Annotated in this window: 15 protein-coding genes; 5 read left to right on the top strand and 10 right to left on the bottom strand. The window is 37.7% G+C overall.

The genetic code is table 11. The features are described from left to right. The 4 genes from AB8M93_RS16970 to AB8M93_RS16955 form a co-directional block, all read right to left on the bottom strand. On the bottom strand, window positions 1-712 hold a 712-nt coding region (locus AB8M93_RS16970; protein ID WP_489671765.1), incomplete at its 3' end, for a DUF8740 domain-containing protein. Between the two features lies 1 nt (window position 713). Beyond that, entirely contained in the window at window positions 714-1259 is a 546-nt protein-coding gene (locus AB8M93_RS16965) for a T9SS type A sorting domain-containing protein (RefSeq protein ID WP_373059894.1), read from the bottom strand. Window positions 1260-1894: 635 nt separating this feature from the next. After that, window positions 1895-2389: a hypothetical protein gene (locus AB8M93_RS16960; protein ID WP_373059892.1), complete on the bottom strand. Its 495-nt coding sequence runs from the start codon at window positions 2387-2389 to the stop codon at window positions 1895-1897. A gap of 41 nt (window positions 2390-2430) precedes the next feature. Continuing rightward, window positions 2431-2577, bottom strand: a complete 147-nt coding sequence (locus AB8M93_RS16955; RefSeq protein WP_373059890.1) for a hypothetical protein — start codon at window positions 2575-2577, stop codon at window positions 2431-2433. 51 nt (window positions 2578-2628) lie between these two features. Between AB8M93_RS16955 and AB8M93_RS16950 the strand changes: the two genes are divergently transcribed. Next, complete coding sequence (locus AB8M93_RS16950) at window positions 2629-3279, top strand: flavodoxin family protein (protein ID WP_373059888.1); 651 nt, start codon at window positions 2629-2631, stop codon at window positions 3277-3279. Between the two features lie 41 nt (window positions 3280-3320). Here the strand turns inward: AB8M93_RS16950 and AB8M93_RS16945 are convergent, their stop codons facing one another. From AB8M93_RS16945 to AB8M93_RS16930, 4 genes are all read right to left on the bottom strand, one after another. Beyond that, window positions 3321-3473, bottom strand: a complete 153-nt coding sequence (locus AB8M93_RS16945; RefSeq protein WP_373059886.1) for an SsrA-binding protein — start codon at window positions 3471-3473, stop codon at window positions 3321-3323. Between the two features lie 111 nt (window positions 3474-3584). Next, on the bottom strand, window positions 3585-5711 hold the full coding sequence (locus tag AB8M93_RS16940) for a M56 family metallopeptidase (protein ID WP_373059884.1): 2127 nt from the start codon (window positions 5709-5711) through the stop codon (window positions 3585-3587). Beyond that, window positions 5708-6070 (bottom strand): BlaI/MecI/CopY family transcriptional regulator, encoded by a 363-nt coding sequence (locus AB8M93_RS16935; protein WP_373059882.1) that lies wholly within the window; start codon window positions 6068-6070, stop codon window positions 5708-5710. The genes AB8M93_RS16940 and AB8M93_RS16935 overlap by 4 nt, the downstream gene beginning before the upstream one ends. A 64-nt stretch (window positions 6071-6134) precedes the next feature. Beyond that, the gene (locus tag AB8M93_RS16930; RefSeq protein WP_373059880.1) at window positions 6135-7142 is read right to left on the bottom strand and encodes a carboxypeptidase-like regulatory domain-containing protein; all 1008 of its coding nucleotides are present in this window, start codon (window positions 7140-7142) and stop codon (window positions 6135-6137) included. Window positions 7143-7264: 122 nt separating this feature from the next. Between AB8M93_RS16930 and AB8M93_RS16925 the strand changes: the two genes are divergently transcribed. The 3 genes from AB8M93_RS16925 to AB8M93_RS16915 all read left to right on the top strand — a co-directional run bounded on the left by AB8M93_RS16925 (window position 7265) and on the right by AB8M93_RS16915 (window position 11829). Continuing rightward, window positions 7265-8212 carry a calcium/sodium antiporter gene (locus AB8M93_RS16925; RefSeq protein WP_373059878.1) on the top strand — a complete coding sequence of 316 codons (948 nt, stop codon included), beginning with the start codon at window positions 7265-7267 and terminating at the stop codon, window positions 8210-8212. 116 nt (window positions 8213-8328) lie between these two features. Beyond that, on the top strand, window positions 8329-10515 hold the full coding sequence (locus tag AB8M93_RS16920; RefSeq protein ID WP_373059876.1) for a glutamine synthetase III family protein: 2187 nt from the start codon (window positions 8329-8331) through the stop codon (window positions 10513-10515). A 135-nt stretch (window positions 10516-10650) separates the two neighbouring features. Next, entirely contained in the window at window positions 10651-11829 is a 1179-nt protein-coding gene (locus AB8M93_RS16915; protein ID WP_373059874.1) for an AIR synthase related protein, read from the top strand. Window positions 11830-11835: 6 nt separating this feature from the next. On the opposite strand, the gene AB8M93_RS16910 is transcribed toward AB8M93_RS16915, so the two are convergent. Both AB8M93_RS16910 and AB8M93_RS16905 read right to left on the bottom strand, forming a co-directional pair. Further along, the gene (locus AB8M93_RS16910; protein ID WP_373059872.1) at window positions 11836-12108 is read right to left on the bottom strand and encodes a P-loop NTPase family protein; all 273 of its coding nucleotides are present in this window, start codon (window positions 12106-12108) and stop codon (window positions 11836-11838) included. A gap of 63 nt (window positions 12109-12171) precedes the next feature. Continuing rightward, window positions 12172-12495, bottom strand: coding sequence for an ATP-binding cassette domain-containing protein (locus AB8M93_RS16905; RefSeq protein WP_373059870.1), 324 nt, complete (start codon window positions 12493-12495; stop codon window positions 12172-12174). A 533-nt stretch (window positions 12496-13028) separates the two neighbouring features. On the opposite strand from AB8M93_RS16905, the gene prfA reads away from it, so the two are divergent. After that, window positions 13029-14105, top strand: coding sequence for a peptide chain release factor 1 (prfA, locus tag AB8M93_RS16900; protein WP_373059868.1), 1077 nt, complete (start codon window positions 13029-13031; stop codon window positions 14103-14105). The last annotated feature ends 194 nt before the right edge of the window (window positions 14106-14299 follow it).

Raw genomic sequence — 14299 nt, 5'->3', positions numbered from 1 at the left:
CGCTGAAAAGCTCAGGTTTATTCTGAAGGTCGTCATAATTTCCCGAGAAATCATCGGTAGCATCGGTATCCCAGTTATCAAGAACAATGCTATTTCCGTCAGAAATAGAAATCTTGTTTTCTTTAAGGCTTAAAGATTGAGGCAGCCCATTTTGCGGACTTAAATTTAACACCAGACTATCAATTTGATCTGCAGTATATACCAGAGGCGCATCTTTTAAACTGTAATAATTTCCATCAAAATCATCAGAAGCATCTTTGTCCCATCCCTGGAAAACTTCAGAATCAAGGACAGACTGGCTTATTTGGTCTGCTGTTTTCGCGTGTAATGCGTAAGGTACACTAAGCATCTCGCTTATACCTATTGCAGCAAAATTGTTGCCTCCTGTGGGATCTACCTGTGTTTCTACAAAATAAGGTCCATGGCTCCAGTCAATTGCATCAAATTTTCCGGAACTACTACTGCCGGTTCCTATTTGAAGCGAAACCAGGCCATTTAAATTAGTTTTGGGATGATGTTTTTCGGAATAAACTACAGATCCTGTGGCAGATTTCTTATGGATGATTAACTTAAGGCTAATTTTGCTATTGGTAACCAAAGCGTTATTGTTGTCCCGAACCACTGCCTGATAACTCATTTTTTCAGGAGTTTGCGCGATCGCCTCCATTCCTGCCAAACACAGGAATGTAAAGAAAAGAATCCTCTTCATCATGTTATTTTTTAATAATTTTAAAAGATTTTACAGGTAGATGGTGATTGTAAATTTTAAGGATATAGATGCTGGATTGTAGATTTACCGGATGTATTTTGGTGCTTAAATCGTCTAACTTCCCCTGAAGCAATAGCTTGCCCTGCAGGTCAAAAAGCTGGTAACTGAAATCTGATTCATCCAGGGAGGAAAAGTCAACTATAAAAAATTCGGTGACAGGATTAGGGTAAACAGTTATTTTAAGTTTAGATTTTGAAGGGTTTTCTTTTGTCTGCCCATTTTCCTCTTCAACTATAGAGGGGGACTCATTGCTATTTTCTAAAAAAGGCTGCTGCACCCCTTCTTGTATTGTAGTAACAGAATCTGAGAGCGACAGGTAATGAATTTGGCCAATACTATAGGAGAGGGATCCATTGTTTCCTGAAATGTCTCCACCGGTAGCGGTGAAAGCATTTAAAAAATCATTTTCTTTTTTTTGAGCGCTTAAATTAGTCTGGCTCAAACCTTTCATGGAGAAAAGTAATAAAAGCAGTATCTGAATATTTTTCATAAGTATTGGGGAGCTACTTATTTAGTTTTCTTCTTCTTAATTTATGTTAACGAAATGCGAAAATGCATTTTTTAATCCGACAAACAAAACGTTAAAGCCGATGAAATGCATTAATTATTGTATTTTAACATTTAAGTAGGAAATATATTACTTTAAAAATTTTACGAAATTTGCGTTCTAAAAGAATATAGATCACCTGGATCAATACCTTTATGAAATTGGGTTATTATCAAATGAGCACATTTGGAAGTAAAAATTTTTACCCGGAGAACAGGGTGAGAACTAAGAAATTCGAGGTAGAATGCTTATTACCCAGTTGCCTGACTAATAGTTGCCTTTTTGTCATTTCCAGAGATGGAAGTTAAAATAAGACATTTTGCTTATGGAGCTACAGGCCCTTATATTTTCTATCCCTTCTGGAAAGTGAGTTCTTATCTTATATTTTTACAGATTTCAGATTTCTTGTATAGAGAAATTCCTACACTAATATTTTGTAATCATATACTTACAATTTAAATCTAAGCAGTGTATGCTCGAATTTAAACCGTTAAGAACCTGTTGTAATCTCTTTGTTGGAAGGCAAAAAAAAAGCCCTGGAATCCAGAGCCGACTTAATCATTATTTTAAAAAATTATTTACCTCCATTTAAAGCTCTTAAGGCCGGGTTTAAAAATATAGTTTAAGGCCTCTTCACCTGCACGGGGATTATTTAGAATAAACATGCCCAGTCTTTCTCCTTTAAATTCAAGAATAAAATCCCCGGGGTAATCTTCGTGAAATATTTTATTAGATTCAAGCACAGCATCCTGTAACTCCTGCGCAGAAGCATGTAATTTATCTTTTTGAACCAATACCATTTTTACAAGTTCATGTATGGGCATATCTTCCTTAAAAATATCATAGATAGTGGCCTCTTCTTGATGATTATCTTTGAATGGATTTGTAATTAAGCGCCTCCATTTTCCAAAGAAACTACTCAAATTAACGGATCCCGAATTTTTAAATGAAAACACCTTTGGAGCGTTATCTAAATCATCATTGGTTTCAGTTTGCTTTTGTGAGTGGACTACATATAAGTCCTGGTAAGAACTATCTGCATTTTTAGGGCTTGCTTCCATAGTAGGTTTCATTTGGTAAAATCAAATATAATTAAAATATCGATATAATGCTCTTATTTATAGGTGAAAAACATCTTAGGGATTTCAAAAAATTTTAAATTCTCAAGCAAAGTAGAAATTATGTGTTTCAATTTTCCGTGAAATGCTGAATATTCTTTTATAATGCTTAGGCTATCTTTTAACCCTGCTTTAACTGCCATTAAGCCTGATTTTTAATAAGTTCAGGAAAAATTAACTATAAAAAGAAAATTATGGCGTTAAAAGCATTGTTTCTGAATTGTACTTTAAAAAAATCACCTGAAACTTCTAATACAGAAGCCTTTATTAAAAATGCTGAAAAGATTTTTAAGGAACTTGATGTAACTACTGAAATTGTTAGGATTGTGGATCATAATGTTAAATTTGGCAATACTTCCGATGAAGGAGATGGCGATGAATGGCCTTTAATACTAGAAAAAGTAAAAACGGCTGATATGCTGATTATCGCAACTCCTATCTGGCGCGGGGACCGTAGCGCCGTTGAAAAAATGATCGCAGAACGTTTTGACGGAATAATGGAGGAAGGCAATGATGAAAATGGCCAATATCCCACCTATAATAAAGTGGCCGGAGTAATGGTTGACGGAAACGAAGACGGGGCCAAAAAGGCAATTTCCAGCATCACATTTGATCTGTCTGAACATGGTTTTACCGTACCTGTTAACGCGTTTACTTACTATGTTGGTAAAGCAGGTCCCGGGCCAAGCTACATAAAAGCGGAAGGCGATAAGCATGAATTTACCAATAATATGATCCTGCTTATGGCGCATAATATGGTGCACCTTGCTAAAACACTAAAAGAAAAGCCATATCCAACCCAGGTTAAGAAACTTGAGGAACGGGCTAAAAAAATGAGTAAATAAAAGTTATTGGACAGGGGAGGGCAATGTGCGGCTAAAAATGCTTAATCCAGAGAATTTTTGGTCACCCAAAGTTTCCAGCCTATTATGGCTTTTTGCACAGTGGTAGCTTTTTGAAGATCCAGTTGCTTTTTGCTGTAACTGGGGAAAATCTTTTTATTAAGTTTAGAAAGTGCTTTAAAAAACCTTTTTTTCATTGTTATTCAACCGTTTCTTTCAAAGATATCAATTTTATTGATCTATTACTGTACCCATATAAACCAAAAGCCATCGTTTGTAGATGGCTTTTCGCTTATAAGTTAAGTCACTTAATTTTTCTGCCAGTGGAATTTACTGGAAGAAATTAAAAGGTTTTCCTCTTTATCCATACCTATTACCACCTCAGGAATTTCATTACTCTGGCTAAAACTTGCGCTTGCACTCTTGCCTTTTGCTGAGGCCGATATGCTAATTGCGGTAATTTTGCCCTCTTTATTTCTTTTCACCCCTGAAAATTTCACATCAAGATTTTTCTTGTTTTTCAATGTTTTTCGGATGTTTTCCAGTGCTTCATCGGAGTAATCTGAATTGATATACCAGTAATTGGCAGCTGAAGTAGAATTTCCGGCCACTCCATCTTCCTTTATAAAAATTACAACAACACCATTTTTACCTTTTGCTCCATATTTATCTGTAGCCTGTTTTCCCTTTAGTACATTTATATGGTCAATTTCATCCGGATTAATATTTTCTGCATCAAAATTTTCTGACTTTATTTTTCCATCAACAACAAATAACGGCCGTGGTTTTTGTTGATTCTTACGATGGGCTATAATTACTTTTGAGCCGCCAGTTCCAACGGAAGCATTTTTAGAAGTAATTATAAGGGAATCCTTGGCATTCCTGCTATTAATAACCTGAATTTGTGCTATGGATTCAGGGTTGATTTCCTCTTCATCAAAGTTTTCTATAACCTTTCCGTCAATAATTACATTTACATCATCCAGGTTTAGAGAATCTTTTGCGATGGAATGAATTTTTAAACGAGCGGCGCCAGCGTTTGCGGAAGAGCCTGCCGCACGCGATATACTCACATTTGTCCCGCTTTTAGATCCATAGCCGTATAAGTGACTGCCAGAAGCAGAGGAGGACTTTAAGGAATCGGTGCGGTTATTTGCTTCAGAAGTAACGATTCCTTTTCCGGTGATTTGTCTTTTTTCTTGTTCCTCACCTTCAGCTACGTTAGCTATCTCAACAGCTGCACTTGTTTCCCGGTCCTGGTTTTCTACAGGATGCAATCCTATAGTGCCGTTGGCCTGTGTATAAAATGTAAAGGGAGCTATACCTTCTTTCTTCTTCAAGCTTAGTTCCCCGTGTTTCCCGGAATTATTGTCTTCAAATTTTGTGGTGATATCAACAAGGTAGCCTTCCGCAGAACGTTCAATATCTTTAAATTCCAGGTTGATGTTTTCTTTTTTAAATGCTTCGGAAAAATCCTCCAGTTGTTGATCTGTTGTATTCTTGTCTATTATTACAGAAAGCGCTTTCCTGGAAACTTTTTCAGAAGTGTCCTTTTGATGTGTGATTTGAGCCTCCGTTTTCACATTAAAGAAGAGCATGAATCCTAACAGCAGGGGAAGGATGAGGCTTATTTTCCATAATTTAGGTCTGGGATTGATGTTTTTGTTAAGCATAACGATTCGTTTTTTGATAAAGGATTGATAAAAATGATTGGTAAGTGCAGGATGAAAGTCGGGAACGGCAACCTTAATCAGGGTTTGCTGGTATTTTTTTCTGGAACCTGAAAGCGCTGCCGTTTTGGAATCGGCAATATATTCCAGGTTTTCTTCTACACATTTTTTGTAAAGCCAGGCAAAGGGATTAAACCATAACATCGCGGTGATAAAGTTGGCAAGAATTATATCTATAGAATGAAATTGCGCGGCATGAACCTTTTCATGTTGAAGGATCATTTTAAGTTCTTCCTTACCATGTAAGTCTGGATTATAGAAAATGTACCTGAAGAAGGAAAATGCCCCTGTGTTGTTCCGGTCTTCAATAAGATAATAATTTCCTGAAGTAGAAGCGGCACTGCTCCAAACCAGTTTAGTGGCTTTATAAATTCTAAAAAGTAATTTTAATAACATAGCTCCCGCCACCACAGCATATATTAGGGTTGCAATTTCCCACCAGTCTATTGGATTTTCTTGTGGTACTGGAATTGCATAATTATAAACTTGTGGAGAGAATGGAGAACTGTTTTGGGGAGGTTCTATAAAGACTGTTTTAGTAAAATACATGCCTGGGAGGACTAAGGAAGAAAGCATGCCAACTGCCAGGAATTTCCTGTTGGATTCAAAAGCCGTTTCCTTGCGTAATAACAGGAAATAAAAAAGATAAAATAAACTTATTATGCCTGCACCTTTAAAAATATAGATTAGAAAATCTTCCATCATTTTTTCTTTTTTTCAATAATATCCAGGATTTCCCTGAGCTCCTCTGCACTTATCTTTTCATCTTTAGCAAAAAAGGAAACCACACTTTTATAAGAGTTGTCAAAGAATTTCCTGGTAGCCTGAGTCATAAATTGTTTGCGATAGACTTCTCTGGAAACAACTGGAAAATACTGGTGCGTGTTCCCATAAGCTTTATGGGAAACATATCCTTTTTCTTCCAGATTCCGCACAATAGTAGACACTGTGTTATAATGGAGCTTTTGCTCCTGGATCTCAGGAAGAATCTCTTTTACAAAAGCCTTTTCCAGCTTCCATATAATAGACATGATTTCTTCTTCTTTATTTGTAAGTTTTTCCATAGGAACCAATTGTAATTTTATTTCCTGCTAATATAACTATAAAAATAGTTTTAATACTATAAAATTAGTTTTTTAAATTAAAATTTAATGGCAGGAGGTGAGAAATCCTTCCTGCTGCCATATAGCCACCAAAGATCAAGTTTTGAGGCGGGCTGTGATTTCCCAAATCATCAATAACAAATTTCCCATTGCTCTGCAGCGTAGATTGTTTAGCATGATTATAAAGAATTACAACTTTATGGGTAAGTAGTTCTACTAACGTGAGACTTTCCAGTCTGGTGAGTTTAAAAAATTGATATGCTGCCACTTTAAAGCGATCATGGTAGATATCAAATTGGTTTTCTTCCAGTTTTTTGCTGGCCAGGCTCCTCATAAAATGGAGCACAGAACCTTTATAGATTTTATCTCTGTTCCGTAATGTTTTATTAGTGGTTTTCTCTTTTAATTCTTTAAAAAAGCTGGTGCCATCATAGTATACGGAATGAATAAGTTGAATTCCTGAACTTCCGGTGGTAAAATTTACCTGGAAGTTGCGCAGCTCATATTTTATCTCATATCCTAAATACCTATTTTTGACTATAATAGGCTCCTCAGAGGAAGCGGTTAAAGTTTGTGCTGAAGGCCGGTAGGATAATTCAATGGCCTTTGCATTTTTAATTCTGCATTTCTCAGCTTCCGGAGAACTTCCAAGGAACTCTTTTTTGAAAATTTTCATTTTCTTTTCTCTTGTCCAGGGATCGGCTTCAATCTTTACTGTTGTAAGCATTTCTTCTGAAGGTTTTAAATAAACAGGAGGTATAGCAGAGGAATTTAGCTGAAGAGCGGGAATAATTAATTTTTCAAAGCCAAGGGAACTAATCACCAGGGGAGCAGTGATCTCTGAAGGTTTTTTCAGCAAAAAGCTTCCGTCTTTATTGGAAGAAACTCCAAGGCTGGTACCGTCAAAATATATGGAAGCCCCAAACACGGCTGAAGAATCCTGCGCACTATAAATTACACCATCCAGTTTTTCCTGGCCAAATGCTATACCGGAAAAAAGCAGGCAAAACGAAAAAATAACTATTTTGATCATATATAATTTTATATCCCAAAAGTAAAACTATATAAATAGTTTATCAACTATAAAGTTAGTTTTTTTCCTGTTTTATTAATTATTGCTTTAAAAGATTCTGTTATCTTCGTATAAAAAATTACATGAGCTTTATTTTCATTCTTTTAGGTTTAGTGCTATTGGTAGTAGGAGGAGAGTTTCTAGTAAGGTCTTCTGTAGCTTTATCTTTTAAGCTTAATCTTTCAAGAATGGTAATTGGCCTTACCGTGGTATCTTTTGCAACATCAGCGCCGGAACTACTGGTAAGCCTGCAGGCGGCTCTCCAGGGATTTTCAGACATCTCCCTTGGGAATGTTATAGGTTCTAATATTGCTAATATCGCTCTGGTCTTAGGGGTGACCGCTATTATTACCCCGCTGGGTATAGATCGGGATTTTTATCGTTTTAACTGGCCGGTAATGATGATTTTTTCCATTGTGCTTTATTTTTTTCTCAACAGTGGGGGGAATATTTCCCGGCTGGAAGGAGCAGCCCTGCTTCTTGGGATAGGTATTTACCTGGTGCTGCTTATAACCAGGTCACGAAAGAAAAAAAATGTAGTTATAGAAGAAGTAGATGAATCCTTGCAGGCCGTTTCCGTTTTTAAAATTATTATCTGGCTGCTTATAGGAGGTGCCGCTTTGTATGGAGGATCTGAACTTTTGGTTAAGGGCGCGGTAGATGTTGCCACGGCAATGGGAGTTAGTGAAAGGGTAATTTCGGTTACTATGATTGCTGTGGGCACCAGCGTGCCAGAGCTTGCAGCTTCTGTTATGGCTGCTCTTAAAAAAGAAAAAGCACTTTCCCTGGGCAATCTTATAGGCTCTAATATTTTTAATATCGCCTCCGTTTTAGGCATTACGGCTCTAATTCAACCTATTTTCGTGAAATCCCCTGAGATCCTTACCAATGATATCTTTTGGATGCTGGGAGTAGCTTTCATTTTAATTCCGCTCGCATTTTTGCCGACCAAACTTGAAATGGGAAGGTATAAAGGGATAATTCTGTTTGTGAGCTACTGTATTTTTGTGAGTCTTGCATTTTTAGGATAAAAATTGGGGGTTATAATGCGAAATACTTAAAACTTCATAAAACCATATCTAAATTTAGGGGGGGTGAATAAAAATATTTAAATTGGTGGGCAATTAAAAAAAATCAAAAACATCATATGTCAACCTTAAGATTTGAAGCTTTAAAGCAAACCTTTAACCGAAAACCGGTTAAAATTGAAGAAACTTCTAAAAGATCAGAACTTTTCGGAAGCAATGTATTTAATACTTCCGTGATGAAACAATTCCTTACCAAGGAAGCTTATAAAAGTGTAGCGGACGCTATTAAAAATGGCTCTAAAATAGACCGGGGAGTAGCAGAGCATATTTCTTCCGGAATGAAACAATGGGCGATGGCCAAAGGGGCTACCCATTACACCCACTGGTTCCAGCCGCTAACCGGTTCTACTGCTGAAAAACATGATGCTTTCTTTGAAACCACCGGAGATGGTGGCGCGATTGAGAAATTTGGCGGCAGTGCCCTGGTACAACAGGAACCGGATGCCTCCAGTTTTCCTAACGGAGGAATAAGAAATACTTTTGAGGCCCGTGGGTATACCGCATGGGATCCAACCTCTCCGGCATTTATCTGGGGAACTACTCTTTGTATTCCTACTGTTTTTGTCTCTTATACAGGAGAAGCACTGGATTATAAAACTCCACTATTACGCGCATTGCAGGCCGTAGATCAATCGGCTACTGCAGTGGCAAAATATTTTGATAAAAATGTAAGTAAAGTCAATGCAACTTTAGGTTGGGAGCAGGAATATTTTCTTATAGATTCTGCTTTGGCGGCAACCCGCCCAGACCTTCAATTATCCGGCCGTACCTTATTAGGTCACGCTCCTGCTAAAGGGCAGCAGCTGGATGATCATTATTTTGGTTCTATTCCTTCCAGAATACTTGCGTTTATGAGAGATCTGGAAATTGAATGTATGAAGCTTGGGATTCCGGTTAAAACACGCCATAATGAAGTGGCTCCAAACCAGTTTGAGCTGGCACCAATCTTTGAGGAAGCCAACCTTGCCGTAGACCATAACTCCCTTATTATGGATGTGATGGGGAAAATTGCTGAAAAACATCATTTTAAGGTGGTGTTGCACGAAAAACCATTTGCCGGAATTAATGGTAGTGGTAAACATAACAACTGGTCTTTAGGAACAGATACGGGTACAAACCTTCTTTCTCCCGGAAGTACTCCTATGAAAAACCTCCAGTTCCTTACCTTCTTTGTAAATATTATTAAAGCGGTTTATGATAATGAGGAATTGTTGAGGGCATCTATAGCAAGTGCGTCCAATGACCACAGGCTTGGAGCCAATGAGGCACCTCCTGCAATTATTTCGGTTTTTATTGGATCTCAGCTAACCGCGGTATTGGATGAACTTGAAAAAGTGACTGACGGAAAATTGTCTCCTCAGGAAAAAACAGAGCTTAAATTAAATGTAGTAGGTAAAATACCTGAAATTCTTCTGGATAATACAGATCGTAACAGAACTTCACCTTTCGCCTTTACAGGAAATAAATTTGAATTTAGAGCTGTAGGTTCGTTACAAAACTGTGCCAGCCCAATGACGGTGCTAAACTCCATTGTGGCAAAGCAGTTAAAAGACTTTAAGGTAGAAGTAGATAAGCTAATTAAGGATAAGAAAATGAAGAAGGACGATGCCATCTTCAATGTTCTTAGAGAATACATTAAGGAATCAAAAAAGATACGTTTTGAAGGTGATGGTTATGGAGAGGCCTGGGAAAAGGAAGCTGAAAAAAGAGGTTTAAGCAATAACAAAAAAACCCCGGAGGCACTTAAAGTCCAGGTTTCTGAAAAAACCATTAAGCTCTACGAAGAACTTGAAGTGATGAATAAGGTTGAAATTGAAGCCCGGCATGAGATCGAACTTGAAGAATATGCGATGCGTATTCAGATTGAAGGAAGAATCCTTGGTGATATTGCTAGGAATCATATAATCCCTACTGCTATACGTTACCAGAATATCCTGATTAAAAATGTTAGGGGTATTAAGGAAATATATGCCGAGCATTATAAAAAACATGCCGATGAACAGCTGGATATTATTGAAAAGATCTCCGGCCATATTGCAGCCATAAACAGTAAAGTTGGAGAAATGATAGAAGCCAGGAAAGTGGCAAACAAGATAGAGGACGCTGAAGAAAAAGCAGTTGCTTATTGTAAGGATGTTCGACCTCATTTTGAGGAAATTAGGTATCATTGTGATAAGCTTGAACTGCTTGTTGATGATGAATTATGGCCATTAACCAAGTACAGAGAATTGCTGTTTACGAGGTAATTCAAAGTTGGTAGAACAAATTATTTTGGAGCCCCTGATTTTTCAGGGGCTTTTTTTATTTTTTTTGAAGATAAAACTATGTGGCTTTTTTGTTAAAAACGAATCTGCGTATCTTTGGAACTTAATAAGAACTAGATGAGCCAGGAAATCAGCAAAAGATATGCACAACGCGGAGTTTCAGCAGGAAAAGAAGATGTTCATAATGCTATTAAAAATGTAGATAAAGGCCTTTTTCCCAAAGCCTTCTGTAAAATAGTTCCCGATTATCTTACAGGAAACAAGGATTATTGCCTCCTGATGCATGCCGATGGCGCAGGCACAAAATCTTCCCTGGCTTACATGTACTGGAAAGAAACAGGAGATCTTTCGGTTTGGAAAGGTATTGCCCAGGACGCCTTAATTATGAATATTGACGATTTGTTATGCGTGGGTGCGACAGATAAAATCATGCTCTCTTCCACCATCGGGCGGAATAAAAACCTGGTTCCGGGCGAAGTGATTTCAGCAATCATTAATGGAACCGAAGAGTTGATTGCAGAGTTAGCCGGATATGGCGTGGAAATTCATTCTACTGGCGGAGAAACGGCAGATGTTGGCGATCTCGTGCGAACAATTATTGTAGACTCAACAGTTACCGCCAGAATAAAGAGAAAGGATGTTATTGATAATGCAAACATACAAACGGGAAATGTTATTGTTGGGCTTTCCTCCTCGGGCATGGCTTCTTATGAAAAAGAATATAATGGCGGGATGGGAAGTAATGGCTTAACTTCTGCCCGGCACGATGTTTTTTCTAAAGTTTTGGCTGAAAAATATCCGGAGAGTTATGATAACAGTATTCCTGAAGACCTGGTGTATTCAGGAACAAAAAATCTTACAGATAAAATAGAAAATTCCCCCCTTGATGCTGGTAAACTGGTTTTATCTCCAACCCGCACCTATGCTCCGGTGATAAAAAAGATCCTTTCACAATTCAGCAATAAAGAAATCCACGGAATGGTGCATTGCAGTGGTGGAGCCCAGACTAAAATTCTTCATTTTATTGAAAACCTTCATGTGATCAAAGATAATTTGTTTGAAGTGCCTCCTCTATTTCAACTCATTCAGCAGGAAAGCAAAACCAGTTGGAAGGAGATGTACCAGGTTTTTAATATGGGGCACCGTATGGAGCTTTATGTAGATGAAAGTACTGCCCAGGAAATCATTAAAATTTCCAAATCTTTTAATATTGATGCTCAGGTTATTGGAAAAGTAGAAGCTTCGCAGGAGAAGAAGCTTTCTATTAAAAGTAAATATGGTGAGTTTGTATACTAATGTAGATTACAGGCTGCCACGGCTGAGGTAACGGTAATCTTCCAGCTCCTCTTTTTTTCCAATCAATTTACTGCAATTATTGGTGAGCAAATAAATATGAGTGGTCAAATCCAGCACATGCCGGTACATGTGATCTGTTAATACAATGGCTTTATGCTGTTTTTCCTTCTGAAGCAATTCTTTAAATTTTTCAATATTTAACGGAGAAAGATGGGTAAAAGGTTCATCCAGAAAAATAATTTCAGATTTTCCTGAAATTACCAGATAAGTCTCTACCACACGCTTTTCACCACCCGACAGTTCTGCTATTTTAGCATCCTGATATTTTAAAAAATCGGGAAATTATTCCATGAAATGCTGCCATTCAGCTTTAAACAATTCAAAAGCCGCTGCTACCTTAATATTTTCAGGCAGCAGGGGATGTTGTGGAAGATATTTGGCCTTTCCACTCCTATACAAAGGTTTCAGGAATGGTTTGTCATCAATTTTTATAAGTCGGTTTTTAGGTTTCAGGCTTCCGAAGAAAATTTTTATTAAGCTGCTTTTTCCTGAACCGTTTTTACCAAGGATTCCCGTGATCCTTCCTTTTTCAGCTTTTAGATACACCCCATTAAGGATTGTCTTTCCGGAATAGTTAAGGGCTACATTATCAATTTCAAATTTCATAAAAGGGCATCCAGGATAAAAAAACAGATTAGGAATATTAGAAGATCATAAAATAGCGCAATAGAAAAAAGGCTTCGGCTTCTTATTCCAAGATTTCTGTAAAAAATAAGAGTTTCACTTTTGGGAGGAAACTGATACCAGGTAAAAAGTAGAAGTGCCAGAGCCACTTTATAAAGAATAATTACTTGCGCGGGAAGTTTAAAAAGGATGAGGAATAGCAGGTTTAGCAACAGGGAAACCACGAGGGCATTTTTATAAAAAAACCAGGAAATTTTTAAATTATGGATCATAAAGGTAATCTGGAGATTAAAAATAAAATTTATATTTCCAAAAAAAGAAGGCGAATGGATATATTCAGACTTAATTTTTAAACATGCGGGTTTGCAATTTCATAATTTGGCAACACCGCTAAACCGACAGGAAGAGAAATTGGAGCTATTGCAGCAGAATTGGCTGACGTATATGCAGGATTTTACCCGTAATAATTCAATGAATTTATCGTAAATTTGTGATCCTAAAATCAGAGGCATTATATGATTGAGAAGCTTAACATAGTAAAGCAGCGTTTTGACGAAGTGAATGATTTAATCATTCAGCCGGACATTATTGCCGATCAAAAACGATACATAGAACTTAATAAGGAATATAAAGATCTCAAGGCGTTAATGGACGTGCGGGCAACCTATATGGCACTGCAGCAAAACATTAGTGAAGCCGAAGAAATTATTGCGGATGGCAGCGATCCCGAGATGACCGAGATGGCTAAAATGCAAATGGAAGAAGCAAAAGGGCAAATTCCCGGTTTGGAAGAGAAAATAAGGATGATGCTGGTGCCCAAAGATCCTGAAGATGCCAAAAATGTGGTGATGGAAATACGTGCCGGTACCGGTGGGGATGAGGCCAGTATTTTTGCCGGCGATCTTTACAGGATGTACACCAAGTATGTAGAAAGCAGAGGCTGGAAGCACAATATTGTTGATTTTAGTGAAGGTACCAGTGGCGGATTCAAGGAGATGATCTTTGAAGTTTCGGGAGAAGATGTCTACGGAACCTTAAAATTTGAGGCCGGTGTACACCGTGTACAGCGCGTGCCGCAAACCGAAACTCAGGGCCGTGTGCATACTTCTGCTGCAACCGTTATGGTATTGCCGGAAGCGGAAGAATTTGATGTGGAAATTGATCCCAAGGAGGTGCGCATAGATTATTTTTGTTCCTCAGGGCCCGGCGGGCAATCGGTGAATACCACATATTCTGCGGTACGTTTAACTCATGAACCTACCGGGTTGGTAGCACAGTGTCAGGACCAGAAGTCACAGCATAAAAATAAGGAAAAAGCCTTTCGGGTTTTGCGTTCCAGGTTGTACGAAATGGAACTCGCCAAAAAGATGGAAGCTGATGCGGCCAAAAGGAATTCGATGGTTTCCAGCGGAGATAGAAGCGCAAAGATAAGAACCTACAATTATTCACAGGGAAGGGTTACAGATCACCGTATCAATCTAACGCTTTACGACCTTTCCAATATTATTAATGGAGATATTCAAAAAATTCTGGATGAGCTTCAATTGGTTGAAAATACTGAAAAATTAAAAGAGAATTCTGATGTTTTTTAGTGATTGGTGACTGGTGAAAAGTGAAAAGTGGAAAGTGGAAAGTGGAAAGTGGAAAATGAAGAGTGAAATTTTCTGCGAAAAATGTGAATATTTTCTTCGAAAATTGCGGGAAATTTACAGAATAGTGGAAGTTTATAACTTCTGAAAAATTAATGGTAATTTATTTTCACCCATTATCGGGAAAGACAAACTTT

It is taken from the genome of Autumnicola aciditolerans (genome assembly GCF_041679265.1).
Classification (GTDB): domain Bacteria; phylum Bacteroidota; class Bacteroidia; order Flavobacteriales; family Flavobacteriaceae; genus Autumnicola.
The sequence above is the reverse complement of the archived record's forward strand: the minus strand, read 5'-3'. Positions and strand labels throughout refer to the sequence as shown.

Excerpts from the sequence above, each read along its gene's own strand:
- AB8M93_RS16945 (WP_373059886.1), bottom strand. The coding sequence starts at position 3,473 with ATGAAAAAAAGGTTTTTTAAAGCACTTTCTAAACTTAATAAAAAGATT.
- AB8M93_RS16960 (WP_373059892.1), bottom strand. The coding sequence starts at position 2,389 with ATGAAACCTACTATGGAAGCAAGCCCTAAAAATGCAGATAGTTCTTAC.
- AB8M93_RS16930 (WP_373059880.1), bottom strand. The coding sequence starts at position 7,142 with ATGATCAAAATAGTTATTTTTTCGTTTTGCCTGCTTTTTTCCGGTATA.
- AB8M93_RS16940 (WP_373059884.1), bottom strand. The coding sequence starts at position 5,711 with ATGATGGAAGATTTTCTAATCTATATTTTTAAAGGTGCAGGCATAATA.
- AB8M93_RS16905 (WP_373059870.1), bottom strand. The coding sequence starts at position 12,495 with ATGAAATTTGAAATTGATAATGTAGCCCTTAACTATTCCGGAAAGACA.
- AB8M93_RS16920 (WP_373059876.1), top strand. The coding sequence starts at position 8,329 with ATGTCAACCTTAAGATTTGAAGCTTTAAAGCAAACCTTTAACCGAAAA.
- AB8M93_RS16935 (WP_373059882.1), bottom strand. The coding sequence starts at position 6,070 with ATGGAAAAACTTACAAATAAAGAAGAAGAAATCATGTCTATTATATGG.
- AB8M93_RS16955 (WP_373059890.1), bottom strand. The coding sequence starts at position 2,577 with ATGGCAGTTAAAGCAGGGTTAAAAGATAGCCTAAGCATTATAAAAGAA.
- AB8M93_RS16950 (WP_373059888.1), top strand. The coding sequence starts at position 2,629 with ATGGCGTTAAAAGCATTGTTTCTGAATTGTACTTTAAAAAAATCACCT.
- AB8M93_RS16925 (WP_373059878.1), top strand. The coding sequence starts at position 7,265 with ATGAGCTTTATTTTCATTCTTTTAGGTTTAGTGCTATTGGTAGTAGGA.
- prfA (WP_373059868.1), top strand. The coding sequence starts at position 13,029 with ATGATTGAGAAGCTTAACATAGTAAAGCAGCGTTTTGACGAAGTGAAT.
- AB8M93_RS16915 (WP_373059874.1), top strand. The coding sequence starts at position 10,651 with ATGAGCCAGGAAATCAGCAAAAGATATGCACAACGCGGAGTTTCAGCA.
- AB8M93_RS16965 (WP_373059894.1), bottom strand. The coding sequence starts at position 1,259 with ATGAAAAATATTCAGATACTGCTTTTATTACTTTTCTCCATGAAAGGT.